18 protein-coding genes are annotated in these 16,569 nt (G+C 50.8%); 9 read left to right on the forward strand and 9 right to left on the reverse strand.

All coding sequences use genetic code 11. From position 1 onward, the window contains the following. Positions 1–144: 144 nt before the first annotated feature. Positions 145–624 (reverse strand): MarR family winged helix-turn-helix transcriptional regulator, encoded by a 480-nt coding sequence (locus HV242_RS12415; protein WP_025203961.1) that lies wholly within the window; start codon positions 622–624, stop codon positions 145–147. Between the two features lie 140 nt (positions 625–764). Between HV242_RS12415 and HV242_RS12420 the strand changes: the two genes are divergently transcribed. Beyond that, positions 765–1,586: an alpha/beta fold hydrolase gene (locus HV242_RS12420; RefSeq protein ID WP_047356786.1), complete on the forward strand. Its 822-nt coding sequence runs from the start codon at positions 765–767 to the stop codon at positions 1,584–1,586. A gap of 75 nt (positions 1,587–1,661) precedes the next feature. Further along, positions 1,662–2,429: an alpha/beta fold hydrolase gene (locus HV242_RS12425; protein ID WP_020882412.1), complete on the forward strand. Its 768-nt coding sequence runs from the start codon at positions 1,662–1,664 to the stop codon at positions 2,427–2,429. 106 nt (positions 2,430–2,535) lie between these two features. Here the strand turns inward: HV242_RS12425 and HV242_RS12430 are convergent, their stop codons facing one another. Beyond that, positions 2,536–3,477, reverse strand: coding sequence for an MBL fold metallo-hydrolase (locus HV242_RS12430; protein WP_050736898.1), 942 nt, complete (start codon positions 3,475–3,477; stop codon positions 2,536–2,538). Between the two features lie 174 nt (positions 3,478–3,651). Between HV242_RS12430 and HV242_RS12435 the strand changes: the two genes are divergently transcribed. Beyond that, on the forward strand, positions 3,652–4,548 hold the full coding sequence (locus HV242_RS12435; protein WP_050736899.1) for an AraC family transcriptional regulator: 897 nt from the start codon (positions 3,652–3,654) through the stop codon (positions 4,546–4,548). Between the two features lie 39 nt (positions 4,549–4,587). On the opposite strand, the gene HV242_RS12440 is transcribed toward HV242_RS12435, so the two are convergent. From HV242_RS12440 to HV242_RS12450, 3 genes are all read right to left on the reverse strand, one after another. Beyond that, positions 4,588–5,793 (reverse strand): NAD(P)/FAD-dependent oxidoreductase, encoded by a 1,206-nt coding sequence (locus tag HV242_RS12440; RefSeq protein WP_050736900.1) that lies wholly within the window; start codon positions 5,791–5,793, stop codon positions 4,588–4,590. Positions 5,794–5,929: 136 nt separating this feature from the next. Further along, positions 5,930–6,682 (reverse strand): SDR family oxidoreductase, encoded by a 753-nt coding sequence (locus tag HV242_RS12445; RefSeq protein ID WP_050736901.1) that lies wholly within the window; start codon positions 6,680–6,682, stop codon positions 5,930–5,932. Positions 6,683–6,719: 37 nt separating this feature from the next. Beyond that, positions 6,720–7,067: a MerR family transcriptional regulator gene (locus HV242_RS12450; RefSeq protein WP_025203954.1), complete on the reverse strand. Its 348-nt coding sequence runs from the start codon at positions 7,065–7,067 to the stop codon at positions 6,720–6,722. A 248-nt stretch (positions 7,068–7,315) separates the two neighbouring features. Here HV242_RS12450 and HV242_RS12455 point away from each other — a divergent pair, with 248 nt between their 5' ends. Beyond that, positions 7,316–8,206 (forward strand): GNAT family protein, encoded by an 891-nt coding sequence (locus tag HV242_RS12455; protein ID WP_050736902.1) that lies wholly within the window; start codon positions 7,316–7,318, stop codon positions 8,204–8,206. Positions 8,207–8,453: 247 nt separating this feature from the next. Here HV242_RS12455 and HV242_RS12460 read toward each other — a convergent pair whose 3' ends face one another. Together HV242_RS12460 and HV242_RS12465 are read right to left on the reverse strand one after the other, a co-directional pair. Continuing rightward, positions 8,454–9,656 (reverse strand): sensor histidine kinase, encoded by a 1,203-nt coding sequence (locus HV242_RS12460; RefSeq protein WP_020882405.1) that lies wholly within the window; start codon positions 9,654–9,656, stop codon positions 8,454–8,456. Then, positions 9,653–10,339 carry a response regulator gene (locus tag HV242_RS12465; RefSeq protein WP_020882404.1) on the reverse strand — a complete coding sequence of 229 codons (687 nt, stop codon included), beginning with the start codon at positions 10,337–10,339 and terminating at the stop codon, positions 9,653–9,655. The genes HV242_RS12460 and HV242_RS12465 overlap by 4 nt, the downstream gene beginning before the upstream one ends. Positions 10,340–10,444: 105 nt before the next feature. On the opposite strand from HV242_RS12465, the gene HV242_RS12470 reads away from it, so the two are divergent. Beyond that, positions 10,445–11,221, forward strand: coding sequence for a MipA/OmpV family protein (locus tag HV242_RS12470; protein WP_050736903.1), 777 nt, complete (start codon positions 10,445–10,447; stop codon positions 11,219–11,221). A 46-nt stretch (positions 11,222–11,267) separates the two neighbouring features. Here the strand turns inward: HV242_RS12470 and HV242_RS12475 are convergent, their stop codons facing one another. After that, a complete protein-coding gene (locus tag HV242_RS12475; RefSeq protein WP_050736904.1) occupies positions 11,268–12,158 on the reverse strand; it encodes a LysR family transcriptional regulator in 891 nt (296 codons plus the stop codon). A gap of 75 nt (positions 12,159–12,233) precedes the next feature. Between HV242_RS12475 and HV242_RS12480 the strand changes: the two genes are divergently transcribed. The 3 genes from HV242_RS12480 (at position 12,234) to HV242_RS12490 (ending at position 14,648) form a co-directional block, all read left to right on the forward strand. Next, complete coding sequence (locus HV242_RS12480) at positions 12,234–12,899, forward strand: NADPH-dependent F420 reductase (RefSeq protein ID WP_072126395.1); 666 nt, start codon at positions 12,234–12,236, stop codon at positions 12,897–12,899. 18 nt (positions 12,900–12,917) lie between these two features. After that, positions 12,918–13,799 carry a helix-turn-helix domain-containing protein gene (locus tag HV242_RS12485; RefSeq protein ID WP_050736906.1) on the forward strand — a complete coding sequence of 294 codons (882 nt, stop codon included), beginning with the start codon at positions 12,918–12,920 and terminating at the stop codon, positions 13,797–13,799. Between the two features lie 102 nt (positions 13,800–13,901). After that, positions 13,902–14,648: an SDR family oxidoreductase gene (locus HV242_RS12490; protein WP_020882399.1), complete on the forward strand. Its 747-nt coding sequence runs from the start codon at positions 13,902–13,904 to the stop codon at positions 14,646–14,648. Between the two features lie 141 nt (positions 14,649–14,789). On the opposite strand, the gene HV242_RS12495 is transcribed toward HV242_RS12490, so the two are convergent. Beyond that, complete coding sequence (locus HV242_RS12495; protein ID WP_032678322.1) at positions 14,790–15,512, reverse strand: SDR family oxidoreductase; 723 nt, start codon at positions 15,510–15,512, stop codon at positions 14,790–14,792. Between the two features lie 98 nt (positions 15,513–15,610). Between HV242_RS12495 and HV242_RS12500 the strand changes: the two genes are divergently transcribed. Next, on the forward strand, positions 15,611–16,513 hold the full coding sequence (locus HV242_RS12500; RefSeq protein WP_050736907.1) for a LysR family transcriptional regulator: 903 nt from the start codon (positions 15,611–15,613) through the stop codon (positions 16,511–16,513). Positions 16,514–16,569: the final 56 nt, after the last annotated feature.

A 16,569-nucleotide genomic window follows, 5' to 3' on the forward strand; every position in this document is an offset into this window, starting at 1 on the left:
GTGCATGAACGCTGTTGTAGAGTCGCTTCGGGGCGCAGCGGACATTGCACCCGCCCACCCCGGCAGTTAAAGCAAAGTAACTCCCCGGTACCTGTCTTGTCAGTCACCAGACGTACACTTATCAGGAACCCGAATCCGCCTCAATCAGGATAGGTCATCGGCGTCCGGTTTCTGCGCACGGTGGATCTTGTCACGGATCTTATCAACTGATGCTTTGATGTCAGCAATGATGTCGGCATCCATCCCAAGGGTATCCACGATACAGCGCGTGATAGTGCTGGTCTCGCTTTTCAGCGCCTCACCCTTCTCCGTTAGGTGGATAAGCACTTCGCGCTCATCCTTCGGATTGCGTGTCCGGGTGATCAACCCCGCAGTCTCCAGCCGTTTCAGTAAAGGGGTCAGCGTACTGGACTCAAGAAAAAGAATTCCACTCAGTTCCTTCACTGTTCGCCCATCCTGATTCCACAAGGTGACCATCACCAGATACTGGGGATAGGTCAGGCCAAGCTTATCGAGCATGGGACGATAGAGCTGGGTAAAAGCATGTCCCGCTGAGTAAAGAGAGAAACAGAGCATACCGTGCACATCGGGCAGGGAATCCTCGGAAGTAGTGTGTTTAGTCATATGTCCTCCAGTCCCCCTAAAATAATTTGCATACGATTTAATTGCAAGCGATTGACAAAGGCAAAAAGGGCTGCCATATTCATTTGCACACAAACAAGTCGCACACAAACTAATAGCACAACACATGACAGGAGAACGAAATGACAACTTTCACCACCACAGACGGAACAGGCATTTTCTACAAAGACTGGGGTTCAGGTCAGCCTATCCTCTTCGCTCATGGATGGCCGTTATCGTCTGATGCCTGGGATCAGCAGATGCTGTTTTTCAGCCAGAAGGGTTTCCGGGTCATCGCACACGACCGTCGCAGCCACGGGCGTTCGGACCAGACTTTCCACGGTAACAATATGGATCAGTATGCGGACGATCTCGCTGAGCTGATTGAGGCGCTGGATCTGAAGGATCTGATTTTAGTGGGTCACTCAACAGGGGGCGGCGAAGTTGCACATTATATCGGTCGTCATGGTACCTCACGTGTGGCTAAAGTCGTTCTGGTCGGCGCTGTCCCTCCTCTGATGCTCCGGACGGATGCCAATCCTGACGGCACCCCGATGGAGGTGTTTGATGCCATCCGCGAAGGCACGGCCAAAAACCGCTCACAGTTTTTCTTCGACCTGACGGTTCCGTTCTATGGCTTCAACCGTGACCATGTCCCCACCAATGACGGGTTGCGGGAAAACTTCCGCAGAATCGGCCTGCAGGGCGGTATTAAGGGGCAATATGACTGCATCCATGAGTTCTCTGAAGTCGATTACACACACGACCTGCAACAAATTGATCGCCCTACCCTGATTATTCATGGCGACGACGACCAGATTGTCCCCATTAAGGCATCCGCACACCGCGCCGCTGAGATCGTCGCGAATGCGACGCTGACGATATATGCCGGCGGTTCACATGGACTGGCGGAGACAGAAGCCGATCGCTTTAACGCTGACGTACTGGCCTTTATTCGCAGCTAACAAGGTGGCCTGTTCCAGACAGGCCGCAACCATCATATGCATAGCCTTTAAACTGAATTGAAAAGAGGAACGATCATGTCCAAATTTGCTGCCTCCCTTGCCGTTGCCACCGTTTTGCTGTCTGCCAGCGCTATCGCAGAAACCGCTAAGCCGACTGTTGTCCTGGTTCATGGTGCCTTTGCCGACTCTTCTAGCTGGAATGGCGTTACCCAAATCCTGCAAAAGGACGGGTATAACGTCGTCGCTGCGGCGAATCCACTGCGCAGTGTTTCGACTGATGCGGCTTACGTCTCTTCCGTGGTGAACAATATTAAGGGGCCGGTCGTCCTTGTTGGCCATTCCTATGGTGGCCAGGTCATTACGAACGCGGCCCGTGATACAAACAATGTGAAATCGCTGGTGTATGTCGCCGCATTTGCTCCGGATGCCGGTGAAGCGGCGGCCGACCTGGCCGGAAAATTCCCTGGCGGCACGCTTGGCCAGGCGCTCGCCGCACCGGTGAAGCTGGCTGATGGTAGCGTCGATCTCTCCATCGACCAGGCGAAGTTCCACCAGCAATTCGCACATGACGTTTCAGCTAAAGAGGCAGCGCTGATGGCCGCAGGGCAAAGACCGATTACCGAAGCGGCTTTAACTGAAAAGTCAGGGGCACCTGCCTGGAAAAAACTGCCCTCTTACTTTATTTACGGTGACGGCGACAAGAATATCCCCGCCCAGGGTTTGCGGTTCATGGCTGAACGCGCGGGATCAAAACACACCGTGGTGATCAAGGGCGCATCCCATGTCGTAATGGTTTCTCATCCGCAGGATGTCGCCACACTTATTGAGGAAGCGGCGAAGTAAACATCGCTCTCCCTCCTGAACGCCATCCCTCGTCTGAGGGATGGCCGTATAAGTAATGCCTCTTATGTTCCTGCCGGTATCCGTGAAAATGACGTCAGCGGTATTCTTAATAATCCCAGGGACCCGGAATGCAACGGAACGTATCGCCGTCGACAGCAACATGGCAGACAGACGGGAATGAGAGATGAGTAGCGATCAATGACTCCCTGTTATCTGCCAGTTCCTGCAGCAGACGAATGCGAATCTGTGCCGCTTCTTCGGGATAATGGTCGAAACCATTGAACCAGTCAGGATGTTCAAACCCAACCTGGAAAATAGCATCGCCGGCAAAGGTGAGTCGTTCCCCCTTAGAGGCCAGCCTTACCACGCTGTGTCCGGGAGTATGCCCGCCTGTACGAACGACACGCACGCCGGGTGCAACCTCGTATTCCTCTTCGAATGTATGCAGTTGAGTCTGGTACGCTTGCAAAAATTGGGTAGCGGTTTGGCGCAGCGCTTCCGGGAAACCAGGCGGCATGGAAACCTGTGAAAAATCGGGGTCACGCCAAAATTCCACCTCAGCAGCAGCGACATGAATGCGAAGATCTGACCGCATGCGCGCTTTCACACCCTCAATAAGCAGCCCACCAACGTGATCCATATGCAGATGCGTGATAATCACATCCGTGACGCTGGCAAGATCTATCCCCGCTGACGCCAGGCGGTCAACCGTTCGCCCGGCACGGGGTAAATCAGGGAAAGCCTTCCCCATCCCTGCATCAACCAGGATCGTCCGGTCACCGCTACGCACGAGAACCACATTTAATGCCCAGTCGAGAAAATCGGCAGGCAGAAACTTATCTTCAAACCAGTGGGTACGTTCGGAGGCCTCCGCATTATGACCCAACATGGGTCCAGGTAATGACAACACGCCGTCACTGATCACCAGAACATCAATCTTACCGACCTGTAGTGCATAACGTGATGGCACCTTTTCATAAACGGCTTCCACATGCGAGGTACCATTAACAGGTGCTAACGACGCTGCATCATTCTTAGATATCGCCATATTTCCTCCAGACAACATAATTAATCGATTTAAGGGTATACACGCCGTAGAAATGACTTTTTCCCCTCTGTTATTTCCCATCATCAAAAATAAACATGCAGACAGAACACAATGAAACAGGGTTAAAACATCGCTATACTCTTATGATGCCCACTGTTATTAACAGGTATACTCATGAAAAATCATGACATTCCTCTTGACGATGCCGTTCATAAAATGGCGCAGGTATTAAAGAACCGACCTGAATTAGGCATAGACAGTGGAGATGCGCTGCAAATTCGCTGTTATCACTGGCCGCATGGGCCATTGCATGAAACTATCCCGCCACTCGATCAACATGTGATTATTGCTCACGTTGGACATATGCAGCGTGTTGAGCGAAAAACAGAAAATAAAATCGTTAAAAACACGATCCGGAAAGGCGCCATCACGACAATTCCTCAGGGAAGTACATCTCGCTGGGATATTGCTGGTCTTGTAGATGTTATGCATTTATATATTCCTGATAATATTTTCGCCGATCTTCTGAATCAAATGGAGATACCCACTGCTGAGTTACTCTTACGCACCGCGCATTTTGATGAGACGGCATCAAAAATTACGCTGGCCGTTGCGGAAATCATTTCGGACAATAACAAAATTAACCAACTGCTCTGCGAGCACTTAACACTGTCATTAATATTACAGTTAATAAAAAACCACTCCAACACGCTGAAAGCCGCAGGTCAGTCGCAAGGAGTATTGTCTTCGCGCGCATTAAAAATGGCGCTGGAAAAACTGGATAACAGCCCCATAGGGGATGTCACGATTAAATCACTGGCTCTTGAGCTGGGAGTTTCCTCCGCTCATTTCTGCCGTGCCTTTAAAAACAGTACCGGCTTAACCCCGTACGGGTGGCTTAAGCAGCGCGTAATGGAACGCGCTTTCCACGAGTTACAACACACCGATAAACTGATTACAGAAATTGCCATTGAAAGCGGCTATGGCTCGCAAAATGCATTTACCCAGGCCTTCCGAAAAATAACAGGCTTGACCCCCGGTCAATGGCGTGAAAAAAAGAACACGCGTTGATGCTGCCTGCCGCCAGGCAGCATCAACAGAGATGGCCTGTTACGGAACAATAATGTAATCAGGGTTAGCAACAGAAAACATTTTCTCTCTGTCGGGTTCTGGCGGATAAATCCACTGAGTATTAATTTCCTGCTTTATTTTTTTCGCTTCCATGCCCTGGTACATAACCTGATGATCCCAGCCTTCCGTGTAGACCGCCCCCCATTTGCCCAGATCAAGACAGGTAACATATTTTGGCTGGCTGTAAGGATGCAGCGGTAATCCCAGTATTTCTGCTGCCGCGTTATGACCGGCGACGCGCCCCAGGCTCATCGCATGCTGGCAGGACATGACGTTATAATTACCTTCATCATCCGTCGGGACTTTTACGGTATCGCCGGTAACGAAGATACCCCTGGCGCCAGGTGCCCGCAGATACGCATCCCCTATAACACGACCCAGATTATCATGGTCGCCCGGGATGAGCCCGGCTAACGCGCTGGCCCGCATTCCCGCCGTCCATATCACCGTTTTGCTGGGGATAAATTCATCGTCCGAAAGCATCACCCCCTCAGCGTTGATTGCGCGCACTCTGAGGCCCGTTCGTACAGTCACGCCATTACTGGCCAGCGCCTGATTGATGATCTCACAGGCATCCTCGCCCATCGCCTGACCAATTTTGTTCGAACTGTCCACAATAATAACCTGCAAATGGCGCTCCGAACCCAAGAGGTCTCTGAGGCGTTCCGGCATTTCAGTGGCGGTCTCAAGCCCGGTCAGGCCCCCACCGGCGACAACAACAGTATTTCGTGCGGCAGAATCAGACTCTGAAGCTAACGACATGAGGTGTTGCTCCAGTTCATGAGCAGCATTCAATGAGTTCACGTCAAAACTGTATTCCGTGATCCCCGGCAGTTCTGGGTGAAATGCCTGGCTTCCGGTGGCCAGTACAAAACTGTCAAAATTAACCGAGGTTTCGCCACTCTCTTTTTTTACCGAGATAGTTTTATTTTCTGCATCAATATCGGTGACATAACCGGCAATATAGTGCACACCCGCAGCCTCAAGAACATGCAGAATAGAGGGTGCCATATTTTCAAGTACGGCTTCATACAATCTTGGGCGAATGGTTAATGCAGGTTCCGGAGAAACCAAAAAAATCTCAATCCGATCATTTGCCTTTTCCATATGTACCAGCCTTGCTGCTGAAATGGCGGCCCACATACCTGCAAAACCCGAACCGGCAATAATAATACGTTTTTTCATAGCGATACCTGTTAACAGCGGATGATGAAAATGTCGTTACCGCACCAAGAGTAGTGAAAGTCAAACCTGCCTGCTCTAGCAAAATTGATGTGCTTTAATCAAATTTGATGTTTTTTTAACAGCGCTGCGCGCATCGCTAAATTTGCCCCATCCCACCATCGACAGACAGGTCGATACCCGAAATAAAACTGCTTTCATCCGATGCAAGAAACAGCGCTGCCGCGGCAACCTCGTCAGGCTTGCCTAATCGACCTAACGGAATACGACTTGCGATGCTGGCGTCAAAAACCTCGCGTTCGCTCAGGGAAACGCCCATTTTACTGATAATCGGTGTGGCGACGGGTCCTGGGCTCAGACAATTCACGCGGATCCCACGGCCTTTAAGGTCGGTCGTCCAGCTGCGGGCAAAAGATCGCAGCGCGGCTTTTGAGGCGGCATAGATATTGTGTCCATCGAACCCTTTATAATGCGCAATGGAGGACGTTAATATTATCGAGCCACCGTCGGACATTAACGGGAGGGCCTGTTGCACGGCGAAAAACGTCCCTTTTACGTTGATATCAAACTGCGTATTAAAATCATCTTCGGTGGAGGCCGGGAAATCGGAAAGCACAATAACGCCGGCATTTGCAAACATCACATCCAGCTTGCCGTACTTTTCGTTAATAATGCGAAACAGGTTTTCATGGCTTCGTATGTCACCGATATCATGTTTTATTGACAGTGCATTATCGTCACCGAGCTCATTCATCGCCTGCTGCAGGGTTTCTGCATTCCTGCCAGTGATAATCACCTTTGCACCTTCTTCACTAAACCGTTTGGCCGTGGCCAGCCCGATACCGCTACTGCCTCCGGTAATTAACGCGACTTTATTGTCTAACTGTTTCATGATGATATTTCCTGTTATTACTGCTCAGACAGAGCGATCACTCGTAGGCGTGAATACGCGTGGCAAGTGTATTTCTGCGTTCATTAAGTAATTCGATAAGCGTGTCCAGTGCCCGAAGTTTTTCTCTGTGCTGCGCCAGACACTGGATAAAACGCGCATCATCCATGTCGCTTACCTGAGAAAACTTTTCCAGCTCTGCAATCTGTCGAGTACTGAACCCACATTTTAAAAGCGAGGTTATCCATCTCACTTTCTCGACGTCTTTTGCGTCGTAATTCCGATAACCGTTGTCCAACCGCTGAGAAACAATCAGTCCTTTAGCTTCATAATGTCTTAGCACTCGGGTGCTGACGCCAGTGAGCGCCGCCAGTTCAGATGGTCGCATACCTTTCTCCTCGTCATAGATGCACTCTACAACATTGACACTAGTGTCAATGTAAAGAGCATAGCGCTAGCTGGAATGTAAGCAGATATTTCATGAGACAGGCAAAATTAACTCCGCCAACGAAGATTGCAGCAATCTTGATTTTGCCTTGACCGTTTATTGATTAGCGGTCGGGATAATCAGCCTGTTCAGACAGAACTGCCCGGCGCTGACAGCGCCCTCTGATGAGATTGTAAGGAGAAACAATAATGGGCTTCAGACATTCGCTTTTTGGATGGGAACGTTCAAACTTCACGCATTACCAGGCGGCTTATTATAAGTATGGCGGCAGTGTTAATACTCACCCCGACATTATCAATTTCTTTATGCAGAAGAAGGAAAAAGATTTCGCATTCTGGCATTATCGACGCGATGGCGAGGTCACCGCAGCGTACTTTACCAGTGATAAAAATACCTTCGGCCTGAATGTCTGGCGCGATTACCCGGTATCTTATGATGAAATTATTATCCCCATGGCTGCCGATCAAAAAATCGTTCTGCCAGTAAAAACAAACCGGCTGTCTTCATCGCTGCGTGGGAATATAATAAATGCCACCTATGCTTTTCGTGAAAAACGTAAGGTTTGCCTGATTAAAACGTCTTTCTCAGGTAAAACGGTGAAAAAAAGAAACGGAGAGCTAAAAAAAATGCTGGCTGCGGGCGGAGAATGCATACCACTCAGAGAGATGTCACCGGCGGATATTGCTGATATTTACGTGCATCTTTTCAGGCTGCGTTTTGCTGACAGCGTCAGATGCTATAACAGGAAAAACATCACTGAACTGTTAACCGCCCTGCCACATATGGTCACCGGCAATGTACTTTTCTTTGAAGGTGCCCCCGTTGCGATAGATCTCGTACTGTGTGCCCGTAGTGAAAAAAGCCTGTATTTTGATGTTCCTAATGGAGGGATTGACCCGTCGATCACCGCATTCAGCCCAGGAAGTCTGCTCATGTGGAAAAATATTGTTGATGCACGAGAAGTGTGTCGCAATGAAAATAAGGCAATGCAATTTTCAATCGGATTGTATGATAAAAAATGGGACTATAAACTGCTTTGGGCCGAAACCCAGCCCACAGGTAAATCACTGGTTCTTTGAACTGTATTCGCCGCCCTGCCCTCAACAATTATTTATCTCCTTTCGGCGCATCCAATAAAATAATAATGATAATCTGAAATATGACAATCACCGGTGCGATGTACAGTAAAAAACATCCACATCGTACCATTTTACGAACGGCAGAAAGCAGAGAGAGAAGTAATTCAGGTGACATGGTAAACCCCCGTTTACCATGTATTTAAACTCAATTTTTACAAGATTCAGTTCACCCTTTGTTAAGGAACCGTCAATGCTGTTCCTTTTCGCTTAGCGGTATCGTCATCGTGAACGATAGCCCTCCGCTGGCATTCCGTTCAGCAAAGATAGTACCGCGATGCGCCTCGCATATCGCTCGGGCAATAGAGAGCCCAAGCCCGGACCCACCGGTATGTCGTGAACGGGACTGCTCCTCACGCACAAACGGTGAAAATATGGTTTCAAGCAGTGCGTCCGGGACTGCCGGGCCGTTGTCGCGGAAAATAACGGATACCTTTTTATCGCTGACATGATAACGAATATCCAGGATGCCCCCTTCCGCAGCGTAACGCAAAGCATTGTCCATCAGGATCAAAAAGACCTGACCTATCCGGTACGGATCAACCCGACAGGTCACAGATTCCCCCTCATGGTAGATAATGTTCACGCCCACCCTTTGGGCTGAAGGCATCGTCCATGCCACTTTCTCACGGATTATCTGGTCCAGGCTGGTTGATACCAGGCTCAAATTCAGCTGGTTGGCATCAGCCAGTTTTAACAGATGCAGATCGTCAACCAGTCTGTTTAAATCATTCATCTGCTGCATAATCATGTTCAACTGGGCCTGACTGGGTTCAAATACGCCGTCCATAATGCCCTGCAGGCGACCGATGGCAGCCGTCAGCGGCGAGCGCAATTCATGTGCCATGATCACATGCGATTTTTTCAAATCTTTCTCGTAGCGTTCCAGCTGCATCGACATCCCGTTAAAGTTCTCGCTGAGGCTTCGCAATTCAAGCGGCAGATTGTCCGGCACGGGCACGCGGGTCCCAAACCCGCCTTCAGCAACAGACCGTGCCGCACCGGCAAGCCGGCTAATATGATGGGAAATGGGTCGCGCTGTTTTCAGCGTAAGCATAAAAATAATCGGTATGAATATCAGAACCAGGATGCCAAGAATCACCCAGTCCTTAATCCCCATCGTCGGATCTGAGTAGGACAGCCCATACCAGGTGTCGATAATTTCATGATAGCGGTTGATGTTCTGTTCAGGGTGCTTGCTCAGAACTGAGAGTTCAGCCCTGACGGCCTCTGGCATCCGGTAGGCGTGCCATTTGTTTTCAACAAAAAATCGCACCCACATAAAAAAGGCAATAAGAATAATACTTCCGACTGCCAGGGATATCAGCCGCTTGCATATCCAGTTCCACAGCGTACTCGGTTCGCCTCGTGGAGATAACGTAAACTTTTTCATGCATTTGCAAATCGGTAACCGATCCCTCTTACGTTTATCAGCAAATCAGTCTGCCCCGCTGACTCGAGTTTTTTTCGCAAGTTATAGATATGCGTGTCCACAACGCGCTCCAGGGCTTCACTTTCTGGGAGACACGCTTCAAGAAGCGCCTGACGGGTGAAAGCCTTATTCGGTGACTTAAGAAATGTCATCAGCAGCAACAGTTCCGTCGGCGTTAAATCCAGCGCTGTCCGTTGCCCGTTCTCGCTCTCAACGCTTACCGTCATGGACTCTGTATCTGCCTGCAGTCCCCGGTACTCAATAAGCGTGCTACTGCGCTCGCCGGAATAACGACGGAGTACAGCATGAACTCTGGCGACCACCTCACCCGGGTTATAGGGCTTCACCACATAGTCATCCGCGCCAAATCGCAGGGCACTGATTTTGTCGCTGCCGTCGCGGATGGCGGTGATCATAATCACGGGAATATCACTGCGCCGGCGCAGGGCCAGCAGAACATCGTTCCCGCTCATGCCGGGTAACATCACATCCAGTAAAATAATGTCGGGCTTCCAGCTGAATGCCAGTTCGAGCCCCCGGTTACCGCTGCTGGCCGAAGAGGTCTGAAACTGATCGCGCTTAAGGTAAGCCTCAAGCACATTCGCGGCATCCAAATCGTCTTCAATAATTAAAACACGTTTCACATTCGCACCTTGATGGAATCTTGATTAAATCTTGCAGGAATATTGATTGACCGCCCGCATACTCCGCAATTCATAGATATAAGCATAATTCATTCAGGAAGTTTTATGAAGGAAATAAAAATCGCCTTAGTAACACTCATCGCAGCATCGTTCGCTTCACAGGCATCATCAGATAAAAAAGCATCTTATGTCACGATTGGCGTGGGTTCACAATATGCGCCTGAATATACCAGCTCGAATAAATATGATGTCAATACGCTGCCGTATTTCGGATGGACTTACGATGACTGGTCCGTCAATACTGACAAAGGTATCGTCTATTCCCATCAGTTCAGTAATGGCGTTTACCTGGGGCAAGCTCTGGGGTATTCCCTTGGCCGCACGGATAGCGGAAACGCCTGGCTTCAGGAAGGCTCTGATAAACTTAAAGGTATGGGTAAGATTAATACCGTAATGAATACCACCACCACGGCAGGATGGTGGATGGCACCCTGGATAGGCTTTGAGGGAAATATTACGGCACCGCTGACTGAAAGCCAGGGAATGCAATATAAAATTAAACTTAATGTCGTTCTTTTTGCTAACGACACAGATACTCTGGTAATCAGTACCGAAAGAAAATACGGCGACGCACGGTATAATAATACCTGGTTTGGGGTGAATAAGAATCAGAGTACCCATTCCGGATATAGGCCTTTCAACGCGGGTAGCGGATTAAACAGTGTGAATTACGATATTAACTGGCAACACACATTTAATGATAACTGGTCCGGCTATGCGGATTTAGGGTATATCACGCTTGCAGACCGTGTAAGCAGCAGCCCCATTGTGCAAAAGGATGAATATCTTCTCTTTACCGTCGGGGCATTTTATACATTCTGATGCAGGATATCGGTTATCTGGTGCTCTGACCGCCAGATAACCTGGTTTAGTGCGTTTTAAGCTTATTAATAAACCAGCGTCCGGCTGGCCCTGGAGGATATTGCGTCATATGTACCGCATGCATGGAAAAACCAGGGCCAACATCGGGCTGCATCTCCAGGTTCAGGATAACCAGTTTGCCATTAGCAAGATCGTCCTCAACCATAGGCAAAGGCATATAACCCCAACCGAGGCCCGCACGCAAGAATGCATGTTTTGCCCCCATGTCACCCAAACGCCACCTCTTAGCCGACATCACACCAAAGTTGCGACCCGCCGTGAGTGATGAGCGGTCAGCCAATACAAGCTGCACAGCGTTCTCCATAACCGGCCGAAGAATTGGGCCAGCCATTTTAGCCAAAGGATGATCGGGTGAGACCACTGGCACGGCAGGTACACTGAGCAGGAACTCAGAGGCACACCCGGTCGGAACATCCGGTAGCGAGCCGATAATCGCGACCCGACAGTTGCCGGCCAGCAACGGCTGAAGTACCGCCCCCAGCGCCTCAACATAAAGACGCAACGGTGTGCCGGGAAAGGCCAGATGAAACTCCTTCACGACTGCGGTCAGGACCTCTATCGGAAACATCACATCCACAGACACGGCGAGTTCGGGTTCCAGGCCTTCTGCCAGGATACGCGCCTTAGCCTTAAACGCGTCCATTCCCGCAAGCGTATGGCGTGCGGCCTCCAGTAAGGCTGCCCCCGCCTCCGTCAGTTTCGGGTAACGTCCCGTTCGCTCAAATAAAGGAAAGCCTACCTGAGATTCCAGATTTGCCAGCGTAGCGCTAACGACGGACTGCGCCCGGCGAAGTTTGCGACCTGCGGCCGAGAAACTGCCTTCATCAACCGCAGCAATGAAAGTACGCAGTTGATCAATCGACATACCATCCAGCATGTATCGCCCCTTTAGATGTATACCATCTAATTATATAGGCTACACAGATAGATCGGTGAGCACTATTCTCCTTTCATGTTCTTAAGCAATGTAGCCAAACACATCAACGCATCTGTTCATTTAAGGAAACAAACTATGAAAACAAATACTGTCGGCATTATTGGTGCAGGCGCCATCGGACAAGCCTTTGCCCACCAGCTGGTCAACGCAGGCGTGAATGTCATCCTCAGTAACAGTCGTGGCCCGGACAGCCTGGCTGAAGTGATTGAGGCATTGGCCGACAAAGCTCGCGCCGGAACGGTACAACAGGCTGCCGAAGCCGAAATCGTTTTTATAAGTACCAACTGGAACAGAACCGAGGCCGCATTAAGTGGGGTGAACTGGGAGGGTCGTATTCTGATTGACGCGACTAACCCGGTACTTTTGCCGGGCTACACCCTTGCAGATCTGGGGGGTAAAAACTCATCCCAGCGCGTTTCAGAGTGGGCAGCGGGAGCCCGGGTCGTCAAAGCCTTCAACACGCTTCTGGCAAACGTTCTTGCGCAAGACCCGTCCCAATCTGGCGGGCGCCGCGTGGTCTTTATCTCCGGCGACCACGCTGATGCAAAAGCAGACGTTGAGGAATTAGCCACCCGAATGGGCTTCGCCAGTATAGACTTAGGGAGTCTTGAGATTGGGGGATATCTGCAACAATTCCCGGGAGGTCCCCTTCCCGCGCTAAACCTTGTGAAACTGGCTTAAGAGACGTTATTGACGAATATGGCTCAACGTACTTCCGCTGAATCATTCGAAGCGTACATTCCGGGCGAATTGCTCAAGGAACATCGGGCACAATCTTCCCGGGATGTCTTCATTCAAATTCTGGCGCGCCGGCAGAGGCAGGACAACGTTATTATCCCGGCTGTGCCAGAGCCCTTTATTGTCTGGATACTCTCTGGACGGGCCGTCGTGGAAGAACGGCCTCTGGGCGGAGAGTGGTCAGAAAACCACGTTACCGCAGGTGATTTTTTTCTCACGACCGACACCTCTCCGACAGAGATGAGATGGCAAGCCGAGCCAGACAGCCCTTTCATCGTTATGCACGTCTATATTGGTGTGTCCATGATGCAGGATATTGAGCTGCGGGAAGTGTCAGGCGAACGCGATGAAACACTGTCAGCCCTGCTGGAATTTATGCGCGCAGAGCTTTATTTTCAGCACCCACCCAGTGGACCTTACATCCAGGGTATCGCTCAAGCCCTTGCCGTACATCTCTCCCGTGCTTACCGGACATCGGCAAAGCGACACCACGGCGGGTTGCAGGCATATAAATTACACCGGGTATTTAAGGCGATGCATGAAGAGCTGGCTCACCCCTTTGACTTAGCACGTCTGGCTGGCCTTGCCGAGCTTAGCGAATTCCATTTCAGCCGGGTCTTTAAACAGTCTACCGGGCTTTCGCCTTCCCATTATTTTATCCGCTTGCGAATGGAAGCGGCGCGCCGCCTGTTGTCCGAGACAGAGGATTCGATGATCAGCATTGCCCTGACCGTGGGCTACAACAGCCCCAGCCATTTTGCTGCCATATTCCGCAAGCACACCGGTATTTCGCCCTCCCAATATCGCCACGAAAATATGCGTAGCAAAACACCGACAGTGTGAGCAAACCACCGCGCGAAGAGAGTGCCTTTTGCAGACATGATTGACCCGAACTTCAGATGTTCTTTGCTGAAGCGCTGAAACAAACGCATAAGAGGATTAATCATGGAACTCAACGGTAAATCAGCCATCGTGACCGGTGCATCAAGCGGTATCGGCGCAGCCACCGCCATTAAATTGGCCAGAGAAGGGGTCAAAGTGGGACTCGCGGCCCGCCGCCGGGATCGTCTCCAGGCGCTGGTGTCAGAAATCAAGGCCTTCGGCGGAGAAGCCATTGCGCTGGAAATGGATGTGACTGACCAGGCGTCAGTCTTCGATGGCGTGAAGAAACTGCACGACGCCTATGGCCACATTGATATCGCCTTCAACAATGCCGGACTCATGCCCATTTCAGACATCGCCAGTCTCAAACTGGAGGAGTGGCATCGTATGGTTGATGTCAATATTAAGGGCTTAATGAACACGGTTGCCGCGGTACTCCCTGTGATGCAAGCGCAAAAGTCAGGGCATATCATCAATACTTCCTCGATTGCGGGCAGAAAAACGTTCGCTGGACTCGGGGTATATTGCGCGACGAAACATGCGGTAGCCGCATTTTCAGATGTATTACGCATGGAGCTTTCGTCTCAATACAATATTCGCGTAACCTCACTTCAGCCAGGCGCGGTTGAAAGTGAATTATTCGAGCACATTACTGACGAAAACTACCGTGCACAGATGGAAAACCTGAAGGAACACATGACGTTCCTGAAGTCAGAGGATATTGCTGACTCCATCCTATATGTGCTGCGCGCGCCGGATCATGTCGACGTGGCAGAATTGTTCATCATGCCCACAGAGCAGCAGTGGTAAGTTTGTCATGCGGGCCAAACCGGTTGTCTGGCCCGCGTTATGACCTTTTCAATACACATACAATTTTCACCCTGCACTCTGTGACGCGACAAAAAAAGCTGCCTTACAGGCAGCTTTCGTGGTGCATATGCGTTAGCCAGTTCAGTTCGCAGACGCGGTAGGTCGAATCGTGATTTCTGTTGTATCAACATTTTCAGGCGCTTCAATCACTTGCCGAACAGCGCGGGCAATATCAGCCGGCTGGAGTGCAATGGAACGGTATACCTCCATTGCCGCCTGCGTTTCCGGATGAGTAATGGTCGAGGCAAGTTCGCTTTCCACCACACCGGGGTTGACGCAGGTGACACGGATGCTGGCGCTTTCCTGCCGCAAGCCATCTGAAATCGCCCGAACGGCGAACTTTGTGGCGCAATAGACGGCGGCTGTCGGCACCACAGAGAGCGCGCCGATAGAGCCAATATTGATTATCTGACCGGAGCCCTGCGCTTCCATGGTGGGAAGCACGGCGCCAATCCCCCATAGCACGCCCTTGATATTCACATCAATGGTACGTTCCCATTCATCATATTTACCCGCTGCCAGCGGAGAAAGGGGCATTATTCCCGCGTTGTTGATCAGAACGTCAATACGCCCCCACCTAGTCAGTGCCGCCTGCACGAAATCAGACATCGACTGGCGATTTGTGACATCCAGCTCGCAGGCTTCAACATGCCCGCCTGTACTGCGGATTTCTGCAGCGATAGCTTCAATACGATCTTTCCTGCGTGCCCCAAGTAATAACTTCGCGCCTGCATTGCCAAGCTCTCGTGCAATACCCTCTCCGATACCGCTGGATGCACCGGTGATCAAGATGACTTTATCCATGACTTACTCCTTCAGTTGAGTTCAGAGGGATAATAGAACGCGGTTATTGTTTCGTGTATCCTGCCTCTGGTGTACACACTGGTTAGCAATCCTAAACAATGAAAATTGACCTTAATCTTTTACCTCTGTTTCTGGCTGTCGCAGAGGAACATAGCTTCAGCGCTGCCGCCGAACGTCTTGGCGTGACGCGATCGGCGGTCAGCCAGGGGATCAGACGCCTGGAGGATACGTTCGGGACCCTGCTTGTCATGCGCACCACGCGTTCGGTAAACCTGACTGAAGCGGGAGAGCGGCTGCGAAAATCGTTGTCCGTACCGCTATCAACGATTGACGCGGCGTGCGAAGACGTTCTCTCTGACAACGGGCCGCGAGGGCATCTGAAAATTGCTGTCACCTCAATTGCAGAAGAATTTCTTTCAGGCCCTCTGCTCGCGTCCTTTGCAGCCGCTAACCCTGCCGTCACCATCGATATCGTCGTGTCGGATGACGAATTTGATATCGTGGCAGCGGGCTATGATGCCGGCGTAAGGCTCGGTGACGTGATCGAAAAAGACATGATTGCTGTCCCTCTGACGGGACAGCAACGGGAAGTGGTGGTGGCATCACCAACTTATCTGGCCGCCCACAGCGCACCTCGCCATCCGCGAGAGCTTATCCGCCATCGCTGTATCGGCTGGCGCCCATCGCCAGACGTCGCGCCCTATCGCTGGGAATTTGAGGAAGCGGGAATACCTTTCGACGTGGCGGTTGAACCGCATATCACCACCAACGATCTCCGTCTCATGCTCAGGCTCGCGCTTGCGGGCGGAGGAATTACCTTTGCAACCTATGAAACATTCAGGCCATTTATTGAAAAAGGACAGTTTGTTTCATTACTGGATGATTTTCTTCCGCCTTTTCCTGGGTTTTATCTGTACTTCCCGCAACGTCGAAATATGGCCCCCAAGCTGCGGGCTCTGATTGAACACGTCAGGCAGTGGGGGAAGACGTCACTGCAGTAGTTTCAAACCCGCGCAGAATATTTAGCTGCCGGAGAGTTGCCGCGCCGTAGCAGCGA

Origin of the sequence: Enterobacter sp. RHBSTW-00593 (assembly GCF_013784105.1) — a bacterium.
GTDB lineage: Bacteria > Pseudomonadota > Gammaproteobacteria > Enterobacterales > Enterobacteriaceae > Enterobacter > Enterobacter ludwigii.

Coding starts and splice junctions, on each gene's coding strand:
- HV242_RS12455 (WP_050736902.1), top strand. CDS start 7,316: ATGGGCTTCAGACATTCGCTTTTTGGATGGGAACGTTCAAACTTCACG.
- HV242_RS12490 (WP_020882399.1), top strand. CDS start 13,902: ATGGAACTCAACGGTAAATCAGCCATCGTGACCGGTGCATCAAGCGGT.
- HV242_RS12500 (WP_050736907.1), top strand. CDS start 15,611: ATGAAAATTGACCTTAATCTTTTACCTCTGTTTCTGGCTGTCGCAGAG.
- HV242_RS12495 (WP_032678322.1), bottom strand. CDS start 15,512: ATGGATAAAGTCATCTTGATCACCGGTGCATCCAGCGGTATCGGAGAG.
- HV242_RS12425 (WP_020882412.1), top strand. CDS start 1,662: ATGTCCAAATTTGCTGCCTCCCTTGCCGTTGCCACCGTTTTGCTGTCT.
- HV242_RS12430 (WP_050736898.1), bottom strand. CDS start 3,477: ATGGCGATATCTAAGAATGATGCAGCGTCGTTAGCACCTGTTAATGGT.
- HV242_RS12480 (WP_072126395.1), top strand. CDS start 12,234: ATGTTCTTAAGCAATGTAGCCAAACACATCAACGCATCTGTTCATTTA.
- HV242_RS12420 (WP_047356786.1), top strand. CDS start 765: ATGACAACTTTCACCACCACAGACGGAACAGGCATTTTCTACAAAGAC.
- HV242_RS12475 (WP_050736904.1), bottom strand. CDS start 12,158: ATGCTGGATGGTATGTCGATTGATCAACTGCGTACTTTCATTGCTGCG.
- HV242_RS12450 (WP_025203954.1), bottom strand. CDS start 7,067: ATGCGACCATCTGAACTGGCGGCGCTCACTGGCGTCAGCACCCGAGTG.
- HV242_RS12485 (WP_050736906.1), top strand. CDS start 12,918: ATGGCTCAACGTACTTCCGCTGAATCATTCGAAGCGTACATTCCGGGC.
- HV242_RS12470 (WP_050736903.1), top strand. CDS start 10,445: ATGAAGGAAATAAAAATCGCCTTAGTAACACTCATCGCAGCATCGTTC.
- HV242_RS12440 (WP_050736900.1), bottom strand. CDS start 5,793: ATGAAAAAACGTATTATTATTGCCGGTTCGGGTTTTGCAGGTATGTGG.
- HV242_RS12445 (WP_050736901.1), bottom strand. CDS start 6,682: ATGAAACAGTTAGACAATAAAGTCGCGTTAATTACCGGAGGCAGTAGC.
- HV242_RS12435 (WP_050736899.1), top strand. CDS start 3,652: ATGAAAAATCATGACATTCCTCTTGACGATGCCGTTCATAAAATGGCG.
- HV242_RS12415 (WP_025203961.1), bottom strand. CDS start 624: ATGACTAAACACACTACTTCCGAGGATTCCCTGCCCGATGTGCACGGT.
- HV242_RS12460 (WP_020882405.1), bottom strand. CDS start 9,656: ATGAAAAAGTTTACGTTATCTCCACGAGGCGAACCGAGTACGCTGTGG.